Source organism: Microbacterium murale, from assembly GCF_030815955.1.
GTDB lineage: Bacteria > Actinomycetota > Actinomycetes > Actinomycetales > Microbacteriaceae > Microbacterium > Microbacterium murale_A.
Window position 1 is genome coordinate 2,180,816 of sequence record NZ_JAUSXK010000001.1, and the last position, 15,246, is coordinate 2,196,061.

Here is a 15,246-nt window from a genome sequence, read left to right on the forward strand (position 1 = left end):
GAATCGGGTCATGCCAACGATCACCTTTCTCGGCGCGGGCAGCGTCGTGTTCACGCGTCAGCTCGTCACCGACCTCCTGCGCTTTCCCGACTTGCCGACGCTCGACATCGCGTTGCATGACATCGACGGCGAACGCCTCGAGGTCGCTCGCGGCACGGTGCTGAACGTCGCGGAGCAGCTTGGCCGGGACGTTCGCGTGACTGCTTCACTCGTTCGACGCGAAGCTCTCACGGGAGCCGACTTCGTCATCAATATGATCCAGGTCGGAGGCATCGACGCCACTCGTATCGACCTCGAGCTTCCCGCAGCGCACGGCCTGCGACAGACGATCGGCGACACGACCGGCGTCGGCGGGGTCTTCCGGGCTTTGCGTACGTTCCCGGTGCTCACCGGCATCGCCCGTGACATGCAGGAGCTGTGCCCGGATGCGTGGTTCCTCAACTACACCAATCCGATGGCGATGAACGTCTGGTGGATGTCGGTCATCGCCCCCGAGATCAAAGCCGTCGGGCTTTGTCACAGCGTCTACTGGACGGTCAACGACCTGTGCGATCTCATCGGCGTTCCGCTGGAGGGCACCCACTACCGAGCCGCCGGCGTGAACCACCAGGCCTGGCTCACCGAATGGAGCCGCGACGGTGAGGACCTCTATCCCCGCCTGCGCGAACTCATCGACGGGGACGCTGATCTGCAGCGGCGCGTGCGCGCTGAGATCTTCCGGCGCATCGGCTTCTACCCGACCGAGACGAGTGAGCATTCCGCCGAGTACCTCGATTGGTTCCTCCGCTCCGACGCGCAGATCGAGCGGTTCCGCATTGAGCCGCTGCAATACATCGGCATCTCCGAGGAGAACGTGCGCGAGTTCCATGAAGCGCGCGAACTGCTTGCCGCAGGTCAACCCATTCCTCTGCATGAGGAGGGGGATGCTGCCGAGTACGCACCCCAGATCATCCACTCGATTCTCACCGGCATCACGCGTGAGATCCACGTGAACGTGCCCAACCGCGGTCTTATCGACAACCTGCCGGAGGAAGCCGTGGTCGAGGTCCCGGCCTCGGTCGACGCTGACGGCGTGCATCCGATCGCGTGGGGCTCGATCCCCGCGGCGGGCGCGGCCCTGAACCGCACGTATCTCTCCGTTGCCGAACTCACCATTCGCGGCGCGCGCGAGGGAGATCCGGAGATGGTGCGTCGCGCCGTGCTCACCGATCCGAATGCGAGCTCGACGCTGACACCGGCGCAGATCTGGAAGCTGTGCGACGAGCTCACCGCCGCGCATGCCGGCCTGCTGCCGCGTGACCTCGGCGGGACGCTCCAGACCGCCTGATTACGCTCGCGTTCCCGACCTGCGGGCAATGATCTGATCAAGAAAAATGACTGCTTTACGCATATTTCTTTACAAGTGATCATTCTCAGACCAAATTAGCGACTACCTGGGCACCGCATCGACTCCGCGCCCCATCCGAGAGGACGTCATGACACACCGCAGCAGCATGGTTCGTACGGCCATCGCGATCACCGCGATCGGCGCACTTTTCTCACTGGCCGGATGCTCCGGTTCCCAGGGGGCCACCGAGCTCGATCCCGAGGCCGATGTCACGATCACATGGTGGACGGGCCAGAGCGACGAGGCGCAGAAGCTCCTGGAAGGCATGGCAGGCGAGTTCGAAGAACTCCACCCCAATGTCACGATCGATATTTCGCCGGGAGCATCGTCCACAGAAGAACTCCTGCAGAAGCTCTCCGCAGGTTTTGCGGGCAGCAGCTACCCGAACATCTCGTACGCGTTCGGAGCCTGGGCCAGCGAGTTGGAGTCCTCCCAGCGCACGCTCGACATCACTGAGCAGGTCGCCGACCCTGAGGTGGCATGGGACGAGTTCTCCGAAGCGGCGCGCGCCACTGTCCAGCCCACAGGCGAGGCCATCATCGGCTTCCCCGCCCTTGTCGACAACATCTCCCTGATCTACAACAAGACCGTCTTCGACGCGGCCGGGGTCGACTACCCGACGGAGGAGTGGACCTGGGCTGAGTTCCGTGACGCCGCGAAGAAGCTGACGAATCCCGCGAACGAGACATATGGGTATGCCTACTCGGTGTCGGGTTCCGAGGAGACGACCTGGCAGTTCTGGCCGCACCTGTGGCAGAACGGCGGAGAGATTCTCTCCGAGGATCAGTCCACTGCTGCGTTCGCGAGCGAAGAGGGCGTCGAGGCGCTCGAGTTCCTTCGCCAGATGGCCGTCGATGACAAGAGCATCTACCTCGACCAGACCGACACGAAGTTCGCGCAGCTGTTCGCTGCCGACCGCATCGGCATGATGACCTCCGGTCCATGGCAGTTGTGGGACCTGGGCGTCGCCGGCACCGACTACGGCGTGACGATGCTGCCCGGCACAGACGGCGATCACCAGACCGTCTCCGGCCCCGACATCTGGGCGCTCTTCGACACGCAGGACGTCAACGAGAACTACTGGTCGGTGGAGTTGATGAAATGGCTCACCGCTTCTGAGCAGGACCTGCGCTGGAATGTCGCGTACGGCAACCTGCCTCTGCGCGCCAGTGAGATCGACACGCCTGAGTTCCAGGAACAGGTCGCGGCTCTGCCAGGACTCGACATCATGGCCCAGAACAATGAGAACGCCACCAACGCCCGCCCGACAGTGTCGGGATACGTAGGCCTTTCGGAAGCCGTCGGCAACGCGATCTCACAGGTGCTCCAGGGCCAGGGCACACCGGAGGAAGCGTTGAAAGCGGCGGCGGAGAAAGCCGACCGATCATTGTCGGGCGATTGACGCACGACCGTACGGTCTCCACCATCACGATTCATGGCCCCACATGCACGCAGGAGAACAGACATGAGCATCACCTCTGAAGAGATCGCCAGCCAGCCCGATGTATGGCGCCGAGCACTCGATCTGAGAGCGCAGGCGGCACAGGTCGTCGTCCGCAGAGGAGAGCGGATGCTGGTCATCGGATGCGGCACCTCGGCGTTCGTCGCCGAATCCTTCGCACTGCTGCGCGAACAGGCAGGGCTCGGGGAGACGGACGCCGCGTATGCGTCGGAGCCGCGCACGTGGCGCCCTTACGACGCCGTGCTGGCGATCACACGGTCGGGAACGACCACGGAGATCATTCAGGCGCTGGAAGATCTCCCGGCGGGAGTGCGGAAGATCGTGGTCACCGGCGTCGCGGATTCGCCCTGCGCCCAGCTCGCTGATGATGTGCTCGTCTTGGACTTCGCCGACGAGGAATCTGTCGTCCAGACCCGGTTCCCCACCACGTTCCTCCTTCTCGCGCGTGCCGCCTTCGGTCATGATGTGGCAGACCTGCCGGGCAGGCTGGAGGAGGCTCTCGCTGTCGAATCGACCCTGCCGACCGGCTTCGATCACATCGTCTACCTCGGGCGCGGATGGACGTACGGCCTCGCGCAGGAGGCAGCACTGAAGATTCGTGAGGCCGCGCAGGCGTGGGCTGAATCGTATCAGCTGCTCGATTACCGTCATGGTCCGCTCGCCGTCGCTCACGCCGAGTCTCTGGTCTGGTTCCTCGGTGTCGCCGATGAGAGTCTTGCCCGCGACATCGAACGCACCGGAGCGACCGTCGTGCAAGGCACGGATGACGGCTTGATCGAGTTGGTTCTCGCGCAGCGTCTCGCGGTGACCGTGGCTGAGAACCGAGGCCTGAACCCCGATCAGCCCCGTCATCTGACGAGATCGATCGTCCTGTCCTGACCGGCGACTCCATCTGAGGCCAGACCGCGCAGCCCGAGGAGGAACGATGACGACGATGAGCGAAAACCCGGTGATGATCACCGATAACGAACCGGACCCGGATACGCCACCACCGCATCGTCGACGAGCGCGCGGACGATGGCGGGCTGACCTGACCGGCTGGGGCTTCGTCGGTCCGGCCATGATCATCATCCTCGGGCTGTCGATCTTCCCCGCGGCATGGGCATTCCTGCTCTCGCTGCAGAAGTGGAACGGCTTCGCCGAGCCGCAGTTCGTGGGCGGAGACAACTATTCCTACCTCATGACCGACGGCGAGTTCTGGGAGGCAGTGAGCCACACCTGCCTGTACGTGGCGCTCTTCGTTCCAGCATCCGTGCTGCTCGGTCTCTTTCTCGCCGTGGCGCTGAACCGCGACATCAGATTCATCGGTCTCTACCGCACCGCGATCTTCGTTCCGTTCGTCGCGTCGGCCGCAGCCACCGGAATCCTTGCGACCTACCTGTTCAGCCCGCAATACGGTCTGGCCAACAACGTGCTCCGCTCGGCCGGCCTGCCAGCGCAGGGTTGGCTGGAGGACCCCAACCAGGCGATGCTCGTGATCGCGATCACGTCGTTGTGGGGGCAGGCGGCATTCACCACGGTCATCTATCTCGCAGCCCTCCAGGATGTGCCGGGCGAGTTGCTCGAGGCTGCTCGGATCGACGGCGCCAACCGCTGGCAGACCTTCTGGAAGGTCGTCTGGCCCCAGCTCGGGCCGGTGACCGTGTTCGTGACGATCTGGCAGATGATCGGCGCCCTGCAGCTGTTCGATCTCGTCTACACCACCACGCGCGGCGGTCCGTTGGACGCCACCAAGACGATCGTCTACTTCTTGTGGGAGAAGGCATTCAAGACACTCGAGTTCGGGTACGGATCTGCCGCGGCGTATGTGCTGTTCGCTGTGACACTGCTCATCACAATCGGCATGGTGATCTACGCCCGCAGCCGCAAGATGGAGGCGTTCTGATGGTGCTGAACACCTATGCGATCACGACAGGAAAGCTTGACAAGCGGCCGCGGCGGCGCAAGGGCTTCAGCGGCTGGCATCTCGTGCTCGCGCCCATCGCGCTCCTCTTCGTGATCCCGTTCGCGCAGATGGTGCTGGCTTCTCTGTCGCCTGCGGACGAATTGGTGAAGTTCCCACCTCCGTTCATCCCCTCGCGGTTCACCATCGACGGTTTCATAGCGTTGTTCACGACAACCGACATCGTCGTCTGGCTGATGAACAGCATCATCGTCTCGGTGATCGCGATCGTCGCACACGTGATCCTGTGCTCGCTCGCCGGCTACGGCTTCGCACGATTGAAGTTCCGAGGGCGAAACTTCGGATTCTTCATGATCGTCGCCACGATCATGATCCCGACCCAGTTGCTCATGATCCCGACCTACGTGATGTTCTCCAAGCTCGGCGTGATCAACACCCTCTCGGCCGCCTTCGTGCCGTGGCTCGCTTCGGCGTTCGGCATCTTCCTCATGCGCCAGTTCTTCCTCTCCATTCCTGCGGACATCGAAGAAGCAGCAGCTTTGGACGGTGCGAACCGGCTGCAGACTTTCCTGCGCGTCGTGCTACCGCTGGCCAAGCCTGCTATCGCGACGCTGGCGATCTTCACTCTCCTCAGCTCCTGGAACGATCTGATCTGGCCGCTCATCGCGATCAACGACGACAGCATCTTCACGGTGCAGCTGGGCATTGCGAACTTCCAGAGCACCCGTCGCACACAGTGGGAGCTGCTGATGGCGGGCAATGTCATCGCGACAGCTCCGCTGGTCATCTTCTTCCTGTTCGCGCAGAAGCAGTTCGTCGCGACGATGACGATGTCGGGGATGAAAGGGTGAGCGCCCGCGTGCTGGTCGCCGGCGATGCCAATCTCGACCTCGTGCTGCGCGGTGATGTAGTGCCGCGCTTCGGCCAGGCCGAGCAATTGCTCGATGGGGTCGACCTCGTGCTCGGATCGAGTGCGGGCATCTGTGCGGCCGGACTCGCGCGGCTCGGGGTCGCGACGGCGCTGGTGGCGAGGGTCGGGGCTGACGTGTTCGGCGATCGCACCAGGGAACTGCTTGCGCAGGCCGGCGTGGAGATTGGTGCTGTTCGAGTCGTGGACGAGCCCACCGGCGTGTCCGTCATCCTTTCCGCTCCTCACGACCGTTCGATCCTCACGCTCACCGGCGCATTCGCCGGAATAACCGCCGATGAGGTGCTCGCGGCTGCCGAAGGCGTGAGCCATGTGCACTTCGCGTCCTACTTCCTCGTGCCCGAGCTCGCTCGCGAGCTGTCCGCGGTGCTCGCGACGTTGCGTGCTCGAGGGATCACGACGAGCCTCGACACCAACTGGGACCCGGCCGAGCGGTGGGAAGGAGTGGGGGAGTGTCTGCCGCTGCTCGACCTGCTGTTGCCGAATGCTGCCGAAGCGATCGCGCTGGCGGCAGCGCTCGATCCGGGCGTCGCCGCGGATGCCGAGTCCGCAGCCCGGCTGCTCGCCGCACACGGACCGGTCGTCGTCGTTAAGAACGGTGCCGCCGGCGGGCTGGCAGTGACAGACGGACTCGTCCTGCGGGCTGCGGGCCTGCCTGTCGACGTCGTGGACACGACCGGAGCGGGCGACAGCTTCGACGCGGGATTCCTCGCCTCGTGGATCGAGCACGGCGATGTGGCTCGTGCGCTGGGCTGGGCGGCTGTCGCCGGTTCGCTCTCCACCCGCGGAGCCGGCGGCACTGGCGGGCAGGCGAGTCGCGCCGAAGTCGAGCAGCACGCATGAGCGTCGGTCTTGACGCCTTCCGCGGAGAGGGTGCGCTCTGTGCACCGTAGGGTGGCGGCGGCCGCCGCGGCCATCGTCCTCGCCTCTCTCCCCGGATGCACGATGACCAGCGAGGTGCTGCCGGATGGCGGCTCGCTCGATGTCGACCTCGACGTCGGACCGCGAACGGAATTCATCGATGCTGGTCCCGATGGTGTCCGCGTGGTCGATGGCGACGATTGGACTCTGCCGCAGCGGGCTCGCCCAGCGCCGAACTCAGGGTACTTCTCGGAGGAGGCCTCGCTCGGCGACCTCGTCGCCGTGCGATCCATAGATGTCAGCTGGCGACAGATCCGACCGGAGCAGGACGGGCCGATCGACAGGCAGTCGACAGGCGCAGCCCAGGGCACGAGCTTCGACGCGCTGGAAGCGCAGCTCGCCGCACCCGGCGACTTCTGGATGCGCGTCTTCGCCAGCGGCGAGGACTGGGCACCGGAGTGGGTCGCAGAGGATTGCGGGGTGGCATCGTACGGACCGGACTACGACGGCCAGTTGCATCTGCCGATCTGGGACGAGTGCGTCTGGGGCCATCTCCTCGACACCTACCGTGCCTTGTTCGTCGACCTCGGCCTTGCCGAGGACCCGCGGCTGCGGTTCGTGTACGTGCCCGGGGCGTTCACATGGGCCGAGTACGACTACGAGATGGTGACAGCGGCCGTGGAGAGCGGTGATCTCGACGAGCAGGCCTACCTCGCCTGGTACGCGCACGCCTGGACCGACCTCGTCGAGCTATTCGGCGACAACGCTCACAAGCTCGTCTTCACCGGCGAGGACTACCCATGGGGCCCGTTTGGCTCGGCAGGCGACCTGCTCGCCGCTCAGGCGGTGGATGCGGGGATGGGCATCCGCACCGGAATCACCGAGCCGAGCAACTTCCACCTCAGCGAAGCGCCGGCGTACGGGTCTCACGTCCAGCCGGACGGGCACATGATCGTGGACGAGTCGCTGCCGATCCACTCCGGCCGGTTCGTCGTCGCGACCGAGAACGAGTGCTTCACCGACTGCGGCTATGACACGTCAGACCCGTACTACGCGGTGCGGCAGGCGAACCTGAAGGCTTTGCAGCTCCGGATGAACTGGATGTACGTCGTGCCAGGACCTTCGTACATGCCCGAGTACGCCGAGCACTGGGACTGGGTGCGACTCGAGCTGGGGCAGACGGCCGCGACTTCGCCTGACGCGTGGGCGGCGCTGCGCGATGCCGAGGACACCTTCTGGGCGCACGGCGACCAGACAGGTCCGTTCGAGGATGAGAACGCCTGGCCGTCACGGCCGTGGGTGCGCAATCTGGAGCGCTGGATCGTGCAGGTCGATGAACCCGGATCGATCGCCCACCGCACCGAGGTCGACACGCACGTCGGCGAGCTCGAAGAGGCCAACGGGACGGCGCACGAGGGCCTGTCCACCGGCATCGCTGCGGGCGACACGGGGTTCCTCCTCGATGTCGATCCGCGGTTCGCTGCGGCATCCGACGGGCAGCAGTCGGTCATCAAAGTGACGTTCCTCGATAACGGCACAGGCTCCTTCACCGTCGACACGGACGCCGGGGCATCCTCCGCCGTGACGCGCACCGGATCCGGCGAATGGCGTACCGCCACGATCGCGCTTCCCGACGGTGCCATCGGAACGGACGCCACCCGCCTGCGCATCTCCGTCGTCGACGGCGCTGACGACCTCGCAGTGCGGTTCGTCCGCCTCGTCCCGCTGGGATAGGACGGCGTCTGAGATCTCGCGCGCCGTCGTAGGCTGATCCCGTGGCCAGAAAGATCGACGTGAGTGCAGGGCGCGCTGCACTGGCCGCCGTGCGCACCGCGACCGAGGCCACGGTGAAGCCAGCGCGCACCGACCTCGCGACAGCGGTGCGCTACCTTCTGCAGCTGCTCGATGAGAAGGCACCTGGCAACAGCGTCGAGGTGAGAGTGCCGCCGTTCGGCGCGGTGCAGGTCGTGCAGGGGCCGCGGCATACGCGCGGCACGCCACCGAATGTCATCGAGATGGATGCGGCGACCTGGATCGACATGGCGACGGGTGTCGAGAGCTGGGACGAGGCCGTCGCCGGAGGGCGCGTTCAGGCCTCAGGCACACGCGCCGACCTTTCGGACCTGATGCCGCTGCGCCCCTAGGCCCTCGCCCCGTCCGCACACTTGCCGGGCCGATGCACTGATGCAGGGTCGTCCGTCGGTGTGTCGCCCTGTATCCGTACGATCGTCCTGCAGGCGTGCAGCGCAGGTCGTGCGCTCACCGCCGTGGCACGACCAGCGGAGCACCGGTGATCGGATGCGGGAACACATCCACCGCCTGCCCGTACACCTGTGCGATGCGCTGACCCGTCAGGACTTCCGCGGGCGATCCCGACGCGATCACGCGCCCGGAAGCGAGCAGCGTCAGCCGGTCGGCGTGGGCGAGTGCGGCGTTGAGGTCATGCAGCACCACGGCGACGGCGGTGCCGGCATCCGCTGTGGCGCGCACGAGGCGCATGACGTCTTCATGGTGTTTGAGATCGAGAGAGGCTGTCGGCTCGTCGAGCAGCATGATCGGCGCCGACTGCGCCAGCACGCGGGCGATGGCCACCCTGGCCCGCTCGCCTCCTGACAGCGACGACACCGGTCGATGCGCGAGCGCGTCGATCTCGGTTGCGCGCATCGCCGCGGTGATGGCGGCGTCGTCATCCGCCTCGCGCGGGGTGCGCGCCCACGGCGCGCGGCCCATCCTCACGACCTGTTCCGCACGGAAAGGGAACGAGACGGCGTTCTCCTGCAGCAGCACCGCCCGCGTGCGGGCGAGCTCGCGGGGCCGGATGCCGGTGATCGAACGCCCATCGATCTCGACTGTGCCGGATCCCGGCGCGATGTCCCCGGCGAGCACCCCGAACAGCGTGGTCTTTCCCGCGCCGTTGGGCCCCACCAGGGCATGGATCTCACCGGGGTGCACGTCGATCGAGGCATCCAAGAGGATGGCTCTGCCTCCGGGGACACGGACGGTGACGCCGGAGGCCCGCAGCCCCGCGCTCATGCCCACCCTCCGGCGCGACGGCGCGTGCGCACGAGCAGCCACAAGAAGAACGGGCCGCCGACGAGCGAGGTGATCATCCCGATCGGCATGTCGGCCAGTGGCACGGCAGTGCGGGCGACGAGGTCGGCGAGGGCGATGAGCAACGCGCCGCCGATCGCAGAAGCGACGATCACCGGTAGATGCGCGGGACCGATGACCATGCGCATGAGATGAGGGATCACGAGTCCGACGAACCCGATGATGCCTGCGAACGCGACAGCGGCGCAGACCAGGATGGCGACGGTCACGATCACGACGATCCGCAGAAGCTCCACATGCACCCCGAGGTGCCGTGCGGTGCGCTCGCCGAGCGCGAAAAGGTCCAGCTGATGAGCCACGATCACCGCGACCACGATGCCGACCCCGGTCAACGGCGCGACGACGGCGATGTTCGGCCACAGCGCCCCGTTGAGGGAGCCGAGCTGCCAGAAGACGATCTGCTCGCGCGTCGAGGTTGTGCCGAGGAACGTCATGAACGCCATGCCCGCGCCGCCGATCGCGTTGATCGCGATGCCTGTGAGCAGCAACGTGACGACTTCGGTCCGCCCGCCGGATCGACTGATGAAGTACACCGAGAACACTGCGATGAGTCCCCCGATGAACGACAGTGCGGGGGTGGTCCACATCCCGAAGGTCGACAGGCCGAACGTGAGGCTGGCAGCCGCCCCCAGGGCTGCTCCGGACGAGACGCCGACGACACTGGCATCCGCCAGCGGATTCCCGAAGATCGCCTGCATCAGCACGCCGGCGACCGCCAGCGCGGTGCCGACGAGGATGCCGAGCACGAGGCGGGGCAGGCGGATGTTGAAGATCACGCCCGCATCGGAGAGATTCGCCGGGGCCCATGTGGTCTCGATGCCGACGCCGTGCAGCAGGATGCCGACGATCTGGGTGGGGGACAGCGAGTACTGTCCGCTCGCGAGCGACACGATGCAGGTCAGCACGAGTGCCCCGGAGAGGCCGAGAGCGACCAGCCCGAACCTCATCACCCGGTGCCGCTCGGGCGTGCGGGTGATGACCTCTGAGGTCATTCTGCGATCTCGCCGGAGGCGGGCGCGTAGAGAGCGCGCGCGATCGCGCGGATGATCTCGGGGGATCGTGGGCCGAAGCTGAGGATCTCGCCGTCCGCCATGTCGATCACGCGGCGGTTGACGCCGGCGGGCGTCTCAGCGACAGCAGGCACCCGTTCGATGAGCCCGTCGATGCCGTCGACCGACTCCAAGCCGTCCGTCATCATGACCAGCACGTCGGGCTGCGCGGCGACGAGTGCCTCGGCCGTCATGGGCTTGTTGCCCTCCCAGCCGATCTCACTCGCGACATCGATGCCGCCGACCGCCTCGATGAGCGAATCGGCGCCGGAGTCCTTGCCGAAGATGTAGTACACGTTCGCGCTGCCGCGCACGTACAGAAACAGCATCCGCGCGCGTTCGGACTCGTCCGCAGGTACGACCTGTGCGATCTCCGCGAGCGCCGCAGTGAGGTCTGCGTCCACCTGGGCGATGAGTTCCTGACCACGGCTCGAGATGCCGAGCGCTGACGCCACCTCCTCGATGAGCTGGTCGGTGCTGTCGAGGCGCAGCTCATCCGAGATCACGACGATCGCGATGCCTGCGTCGCGCAGCTGCTGGCGCACCTCTTTCGGTCCGATCGTCGTATCGGTGAGGATCACGGTCGGGGCGAGTTCGAGGATCGCCTCCGGGTTGAGGGTGTGGCCGGCCTTGGTGACGACCGGCAGTTCCTGCGTCCCGTCGAAGGTCGTGGAGGAGTCGCGACCGACGACGTCAGCGCCCATGCCGAGCGCGAAGACCGTGGCCGCGATGGTGCCGGAGATGTCGATCGGCAGGATGCGGCTCACATCGGATACCTCGACGTCTCGGCCTTCGGCGTCGGTGACGGTGACGGGGAGCTCGGGTGCGGTCTTGTCGGAGACAGCACTGATCGCATGATCGGGAAGGCACGCGGTGGAACCCCCGGTCGCGGTGCGCACGTCGTCGACGAGTTCGAGATCTGACAGTTGCTGCGCGGCGGCGGGGCAGGTGTCGGATGCTGCGCCCTCTGAGCCTGCGGTCGCCGGGATGGCGCATCCGGCTAGTCCAAAGACCAGAGTGGCCGCGATGAGCAGGGAAAGACGAGCGCGCATTGAGGTTAGCCTGTCCTAATTTTTGACGAGATGACGTCGATCAGTCTATGGTCAGAAGCGGAGGTTAGCTAAGCCTAACCAACATAAATCACAGCATCAGACCTGAAGAGGTTTCCGCCGTCACGCGCGCCCTGATGACCGGGCGCAGACGGCCCCACGCCTGGAGGCATCCGTGAATCACACCGAGATCCGCGCGACGAACAGTCGCACCCGAGCAGCGTTCGCGGCGGTGCTGGCCGTGCTGATGATGCTGTTCGGCACGCTGACCGCACCGGCCGCGTTCGCCGCCGATGGCGCGACGGTATCGCCCCAGGTAACCGCGGCATCTGAGTCCGGTCTGGTGATCCAGGTCAGCGCCGAGGGGCTTCCCGGCGACATCGGGGGGACTTACGCGGCGCTCATCGTGCAGGGTGAGGACGATGCGCTGAACAGCCAGGAGTACGTCGCGTTCGCGCTGCCGTTTCCTGCGGTCGCCGCAGGATCGACGTCGTTCGCGTTGACTGCGCCCATCGAGAAACTGGACCGAACGCTGACCTATGAGGTGGTCATGTGGAAGCAGCACAGCGCGTTCGCACCGGAGAACCTCTACGGGCGCTCGGTCGTGTCGATCTCGCAGGAGCAGTGGGATGCGGTGTTCCCACCCGAGGTTCCGGTCGAGCCCGAGGTCCCGGTCGAGCCTGAGGTCCCGGTAGAACCTGAGACGCCGGCTCCGGCCGTCACGGCAGCAGTGTCTTCAGCATCTGCCGATGGGGGTCTCGTCGTCAGCGTCGCCGGTGCCGGATTCGCCGCTCTCTCCGGCGAGTACGTCGCACTGATCGAGAAGGGCACCGAGGCGGATGTCACAGCTGGGGGCGGCTTCCTCGCGATGCAGTACGTCCGCGGCATCACCGACGGTGCGTTCCAGGTGAACCTCACCGCCGCCGCTGATGCGCTCGACCAGGCCGTCTCATACGAGGTGATCGCGTGGCAGCAGCACACGATGCCGAACGCAGACACGATCCACGCCCGCACCGACGTGGTCATCAGCAGCGAGCAGTGGGCGGCGCTGCAGCCCGCCCCGCTGCAGCCCTCGATCGAGGTATTCCTCTCGGACGGCGTTACTCCGGCCGCTGGCTCAGTACTCAGGGCGGGCGATGAGGTCATCATCAAGGGCAGCGGTTACGACCCGATGGCCAACGTCGGCGGCCGCGGAGTGCCGATCCCGGCGCATCTGCCGCAGGGCACGTACGTCGTGTTCGGAGACTTCGCTGCCAACTGGCAGCCGTCCACGGGCGCGGCGTCCAGCGCACGATCCGTCGGGGCGCAGGCGTGGGCGCTGGCCGAGAGCGTGCTCGACCAGGTCCCGACGCAGTACCAGGGAGCGATCCGCGCGCAGTGGGTGGATATCGCCGCAGACGGAACCTTCACGGCGACGTTGACGCTGAAGGACGCGCCGGCACAGCCGGAGAACGGGGCGTACGGCGTGTACACCTACGGCGCGGGAGGCGTGAAGAACGCCGCACAGGAGCAGAGCGTGCTGCTGGACTATCGGACCGTGCAGGACAAGGTCGTGGATACTGTCACGTCCGTCGACGGCACCGACCTCGTCGTCGACGTCGAGGGACGAGGGTTCGACGGCGAACCGGGCGTCTACGCCGCGCTGATCGAGGAGGGCACCGAGGCGGATGTCACGGCCGGAGGCGGATTCCTCGCGATGCAGTACGTGCGGAACCTCGCAGACGGCGCGTTCACGACCGCTCTCACCGCGGCCGGTGACACGCTCGATCGGACCAAGGCCTACGAGGTGATTGTCTGGAAGCAGCACACGATGCCGAACGCCGACACGATCCATGCGCGCAGTGGAGTGACCATCACCGCCGACCAGTGGAAGCTGATCGATGGTCCGTCGCCCGAGCCGCCGAAGCCGACGACGCCGCCGACGGCTCCGCCCACCGCCCCCCAGCAGCCGGTCGCCGGAGGTTCGCTGCGCTGGGCGATCTCGTCATCGTTCGCGGACTACGTGACGGGACACATCGCGCAGGGGGAGATCCGGGTCACCGGCGGCGCGACGCGCTCCGGCGGCCAGTTCCAGTTCGGGCAGGCCGCGGGCGCGACCTACGATCGGGCGACCGGTCTCGGTGCGGTGGGATACACCGGAGCGGTTCGATTCACCGGCCACCACGGCGTGCTCAACGTGATGATCTCGAACCCCCGCGTCGAGATCACCTCCGCGACGGCTGCGACGCTCTACCTCACGCACAACGGCACTCGCGTGCCGTTCGCGGCGATCGACATCGCGTCTGCTGCGAAGACGACCGCAGGGGGTGCGACGACGTTCACCGCGGCACCAGCGACCCTGACGTCTGCGGGGCAGAATCAGGTGCTCGGCGGCTTCAGTACCGTCCTGAATCCGGTGACCTTCACGATCGGAACACCGGCCGCGGCGCCCAACGGCACTGTCGGCACGGTGGCGGCGGCATCCGTCCAGCCGAAGGTCGAACTGCCTTCGGCGCCTCCGGCGACCGATGGGATCGAAATCGACAAGGAGAACCTCAGAGCATTGCAGTCCGGCGCATCCGCCACCGCGTCGGCAGCCGGGTTCCAGCCGGGCGAACAAGGCATCAAGGTCGTCGTGTACTCGACGCCGGTTCTGCTCGACACGGTCACTGCGGATGCGAACGGCGTCGCCACATGGACGGGCGCGCTGCCTGCCACGCTCGAGGCCGGCGCGCACACGCTGACCTTCCAGGGCTCCGTCGACCGCGGGCTCGCCTTCACCCTCGATCGCACGACGGCAGCCGTCGGCGTCTGCGCGGTAGAGGGCGCCAGCCTCGACTGGGGCTACAAGGAGAGCTTCCGCAACTACATCGAAGGCATCGCGCACGGCGGCTGGAATCTCACCGGCGTCGTCTACGAGTTCCCCGAGTTCGTCTGGTCCGAGGGCACGGGCTCGTTCGATCCCGAAGCCCGGAGCGGTCTGGTCGATTTCGGTGGCACTATCGCGTTCCACGGTCACGACGGCGCACTCGACACGAAGCTGAACAACGCGCGCGTCGAACTGGCCGGAGACAAGGGCTACATCCTGTTCGACATCGCCGGTACCACGCAGGGCGGCGAGCAGATCGACCAGAAGGGTGTGCGATTCGTCGAGTTCTCCGTCGCGGATGCCGAGATCGTCGACGGCGTGCTGACGGTGAACGACGCTGCATCCGTCCTCACCGAGAGCGGATCCGCGGCGTTCGGCACCTACGCGGCCGGCGAGTCGTTCGACCCGGTGTCGCTGCGCATCCCCGTTGGTGCGGACTGCGGACTCGCCCCGGTGGAGGAACCGGCAGACAACGAGGCCGTCGCCGCGATCAGCGCCGCTGCGACGCCGATCGCCGGCGACGCCGCGGGCTTGCCGATCTGGGCGTGGGTGGTCATCGGACTGCTGGTCGTCGGTGCAGGTGCGGGCGCAGGCGTCATCGTCAAGCGGCGCCGGGATGCGGCTTCCGCCACCATCGGCGAGGATTGA

At 66.3% G+C, this 15,246-nt stretch carries 12 protein-coding genes; 9 read left to right on the forward strand and 3 right to left on the reverse strand.

Features of this window, described 5'->3' with window-relative positions; all coding sequences use genetic code 11:
- Positions 1-10 precede the first annotated feature (10 nt).
- The 8 genes from melA (at position 11) to QFZ46_RS10760 (ending at position 8,685) form a co-directional block, all read left to right on the forward strand.
- Positions 11-1,327 (forward strand): alpha-galactosidase, encoded by a 1,317-nt coding sequence (melA, locus tag QFZ46_RS10725; RefSeq protein ID WP_307361204.1) that lies wholly within the window; start codon positions 11-13, stop codon positions 1,325-1,327.
- A 148-nt stretch (positions 1,328-1,475) separates the two neighbouring features.
- Entirely contained in the window at positions 1,476-2,789 is a 1,314-nt protein-coding gene (locus QFZ46_RS10730) for an extracellular solute-binding protein (protein ID WP_307361206.1), read from the forward strand.
- Positions 2,790-2,852: 63 nt separating this feature from the next.
- On the forward strand, positions 2,853-3,728 hold the full coding sequence (locus QFZ46_RS10735; protein WP_307361207.1) for an SIS domain-containing protein: 876 nt from the start codon (positions 2,853-2,855) through the stop codon (positions 3,726-3,728).
- Positions 3,729-3,783: 55 nt separating this feature from the next.
- Positions 3,784-4,734, forward strand: coding sequence for a carbohydrate ABC transporter permease (locus tag QFZ46_RS10740; protein ID WP_307361210.1), 951 nt, complete (start codon positions 3,784-3,786; stop codon positions 4,732-4,734).
- Positions 4,734-5,603 (forward strand): carbohydrate ABC transporter permease, encoded by an 870-nt coding sequence (locus tag QFZ46_RS10745; protein ID WP_307361212.1) that lies wholly within the window; start codon positions 4,734-4,736, stop codon positions 5,601-5,603. Before QFZ46_RS10740 ends, QFZ46_RS10745 begins: the two co-directional genes overlap by 1 nt.
- On the forward strand, positions 5,600-6,523 hold the full coding sequence (locus QFZ46_RS10750) for a carbohydrate kinase family protein (RefSeq protein ID WP_307361213.1): 924 nt from the start codon (positions 5,600-5,602) through the stop codon (positions 6,521-6,523). The genes QFZ46_RS10745 and QFZ46_RS10750 overlap by 4 nt, the downstream gene beginning before the upstream one ends.
- Before the next feature lie 39 nt (positions 6,524-6,562).
- Entirely contained in the window at positions 6,563-8,275 is a 1,713-nt protein-coding gene (locus QFZ46_RS10755; protein ID WP_307361216.1) for a hypothetical protein, read from the forward strand.
- Between the two features lie 41 nt (positions 8,276-8,316).
- Complete coding sequence (locus tag QFZ46_RS10760) at positions 8,317-8,685, forward strand: sterol carrier family protein (protein ID WP_307361218.1); 369 nt, start codon at positions 8,317-8,319, stop codon at positions 8,683-8,685.
- A 115-nt stretch (positions 8,686-8,800) separates the two neighbouring features.
- Here QFZ46_RS10760 and QFZ46_RS10765 read toward each other — a convergent pair whose 3' ends face one another.
- The 3 genes from QFZ46_RS10765 to QFZ46_RS10775 are packed head-to-tail and all read right to left on the reverse strand — an operon-like array spanning position 8,801 to position 11,753.
- The gene (locus QFZ46_RS10765) at positions 8,801-9,574 is read right to left on the reverse strand and encodes a heme ABC transporter ATP-binding protein (protein ID WP_307361219.1); all 774 of its coding nucleotides are present in this window, start codon (positions 9,572-9,574) and stop codon (positions 8,801-8,803) included.
- Positions 9,571-10,644, reverse strand: coding sequence for a FecCD family ABC transporter permease (locus QFZ46_RS10770; protein WP_307361221.1), 1,074 nt, complete (start codon positions 10,642-10,644; stop codon positions 9,571-9,573). The genes QFZ46_RS10765 and QFZ46_RS10770 overlap by 4 nt, the downstream gene beginning before the upstream one ends.
- Positions 10,641-11,753: a heme/hemin ABC transporter substrate-binding protein gene (locus tag QFZ46_RS10775; RefSeq protein ID WP_307361224.1), complete on the reverse strand. Its 1,113-nt coding sequence runs from the start codon at positions 11,751-11,753 to the stop codon at positions 10,641-10,643. The genes QFZ46_RS10770 and QFZ46_RS10775 overlap by 4 nt, the downstream gene beginning before the upstream one ends.
- A 172-nt stretch (positions 11,754-11,925) precedes the next feature.
- Here QFZ46_RS10775 and QFZ46_RS10780 point away from each other — a divergent pair, with 172 nt between their 5' ends.
- The gene (locus tag QFZ46_RS10780; RefSeq protein ID WP_307361227.1) at positions 11,926-15,246 is read left to right on the forward strand and encodes an HtaA domain-containing protein; all 3,321 of its coding nucleotides are present in this window, start codon (positions 11,926-11,928) and stop codon (positions 15,244-15,246) included.

Coding starts and splice junctions, on each gene's coding strand:
- melA (WP_307361204.1), top strand. CDS start 11: ATGCCAACGATCACCTTTCTCGGCGCGGGCAGCGTCGTGTTCACGCGT.
- QFZ46_RS10730 (WP_307361206.1), top strand. CDS start 1,476: ATGACACACCGCAGCAGCATGGTTCGTACGGCCATCGCGATCACCGCG.
- QFZ46_RS10735 (WP_307361207.1), top strand. CDS start 2,853: ATGAGCATCACCTCTGAAGAGATCGCCAGCCAGCCCGATGTATGGCGC.
- QFZ46_RS10740 (WP_307361210.1), top strand. CDS start 3,784: ATGAGCGAAAACCCGGTGATGATCACCGATAACGAACCGGACCCGGAT.
- QFZ46_RS10745 (WP_307361212.1), top strand. CDS start 4,734: ATGGTGCTGAACACCTATGCGATCACGACAGGAAAGCTTGACAAGCGG.
- QFZ46_RS10765 (WP_307361219.1), bottom strand. CDS start 9,574: ATGAGCGCGGGGCTGCGGGCCTCCGGCGTCACCGTCCGTGTCCCCGGA.
- QFZ46_RS10770 (WP_307361221.1), bottom strand. CDS start 10,644: ATGACCTCAGAGGTCATCACCCGCACGCCCGAGCGGCACCGGGTGATG.
- QFZ46_RS10775 (WP_307361224.1), bottom strand. CDS start 11,753: ATGCGCGCTCGTCTTTCCCTGCTCATCGCGGCCACTCTGGTCTTTGGA.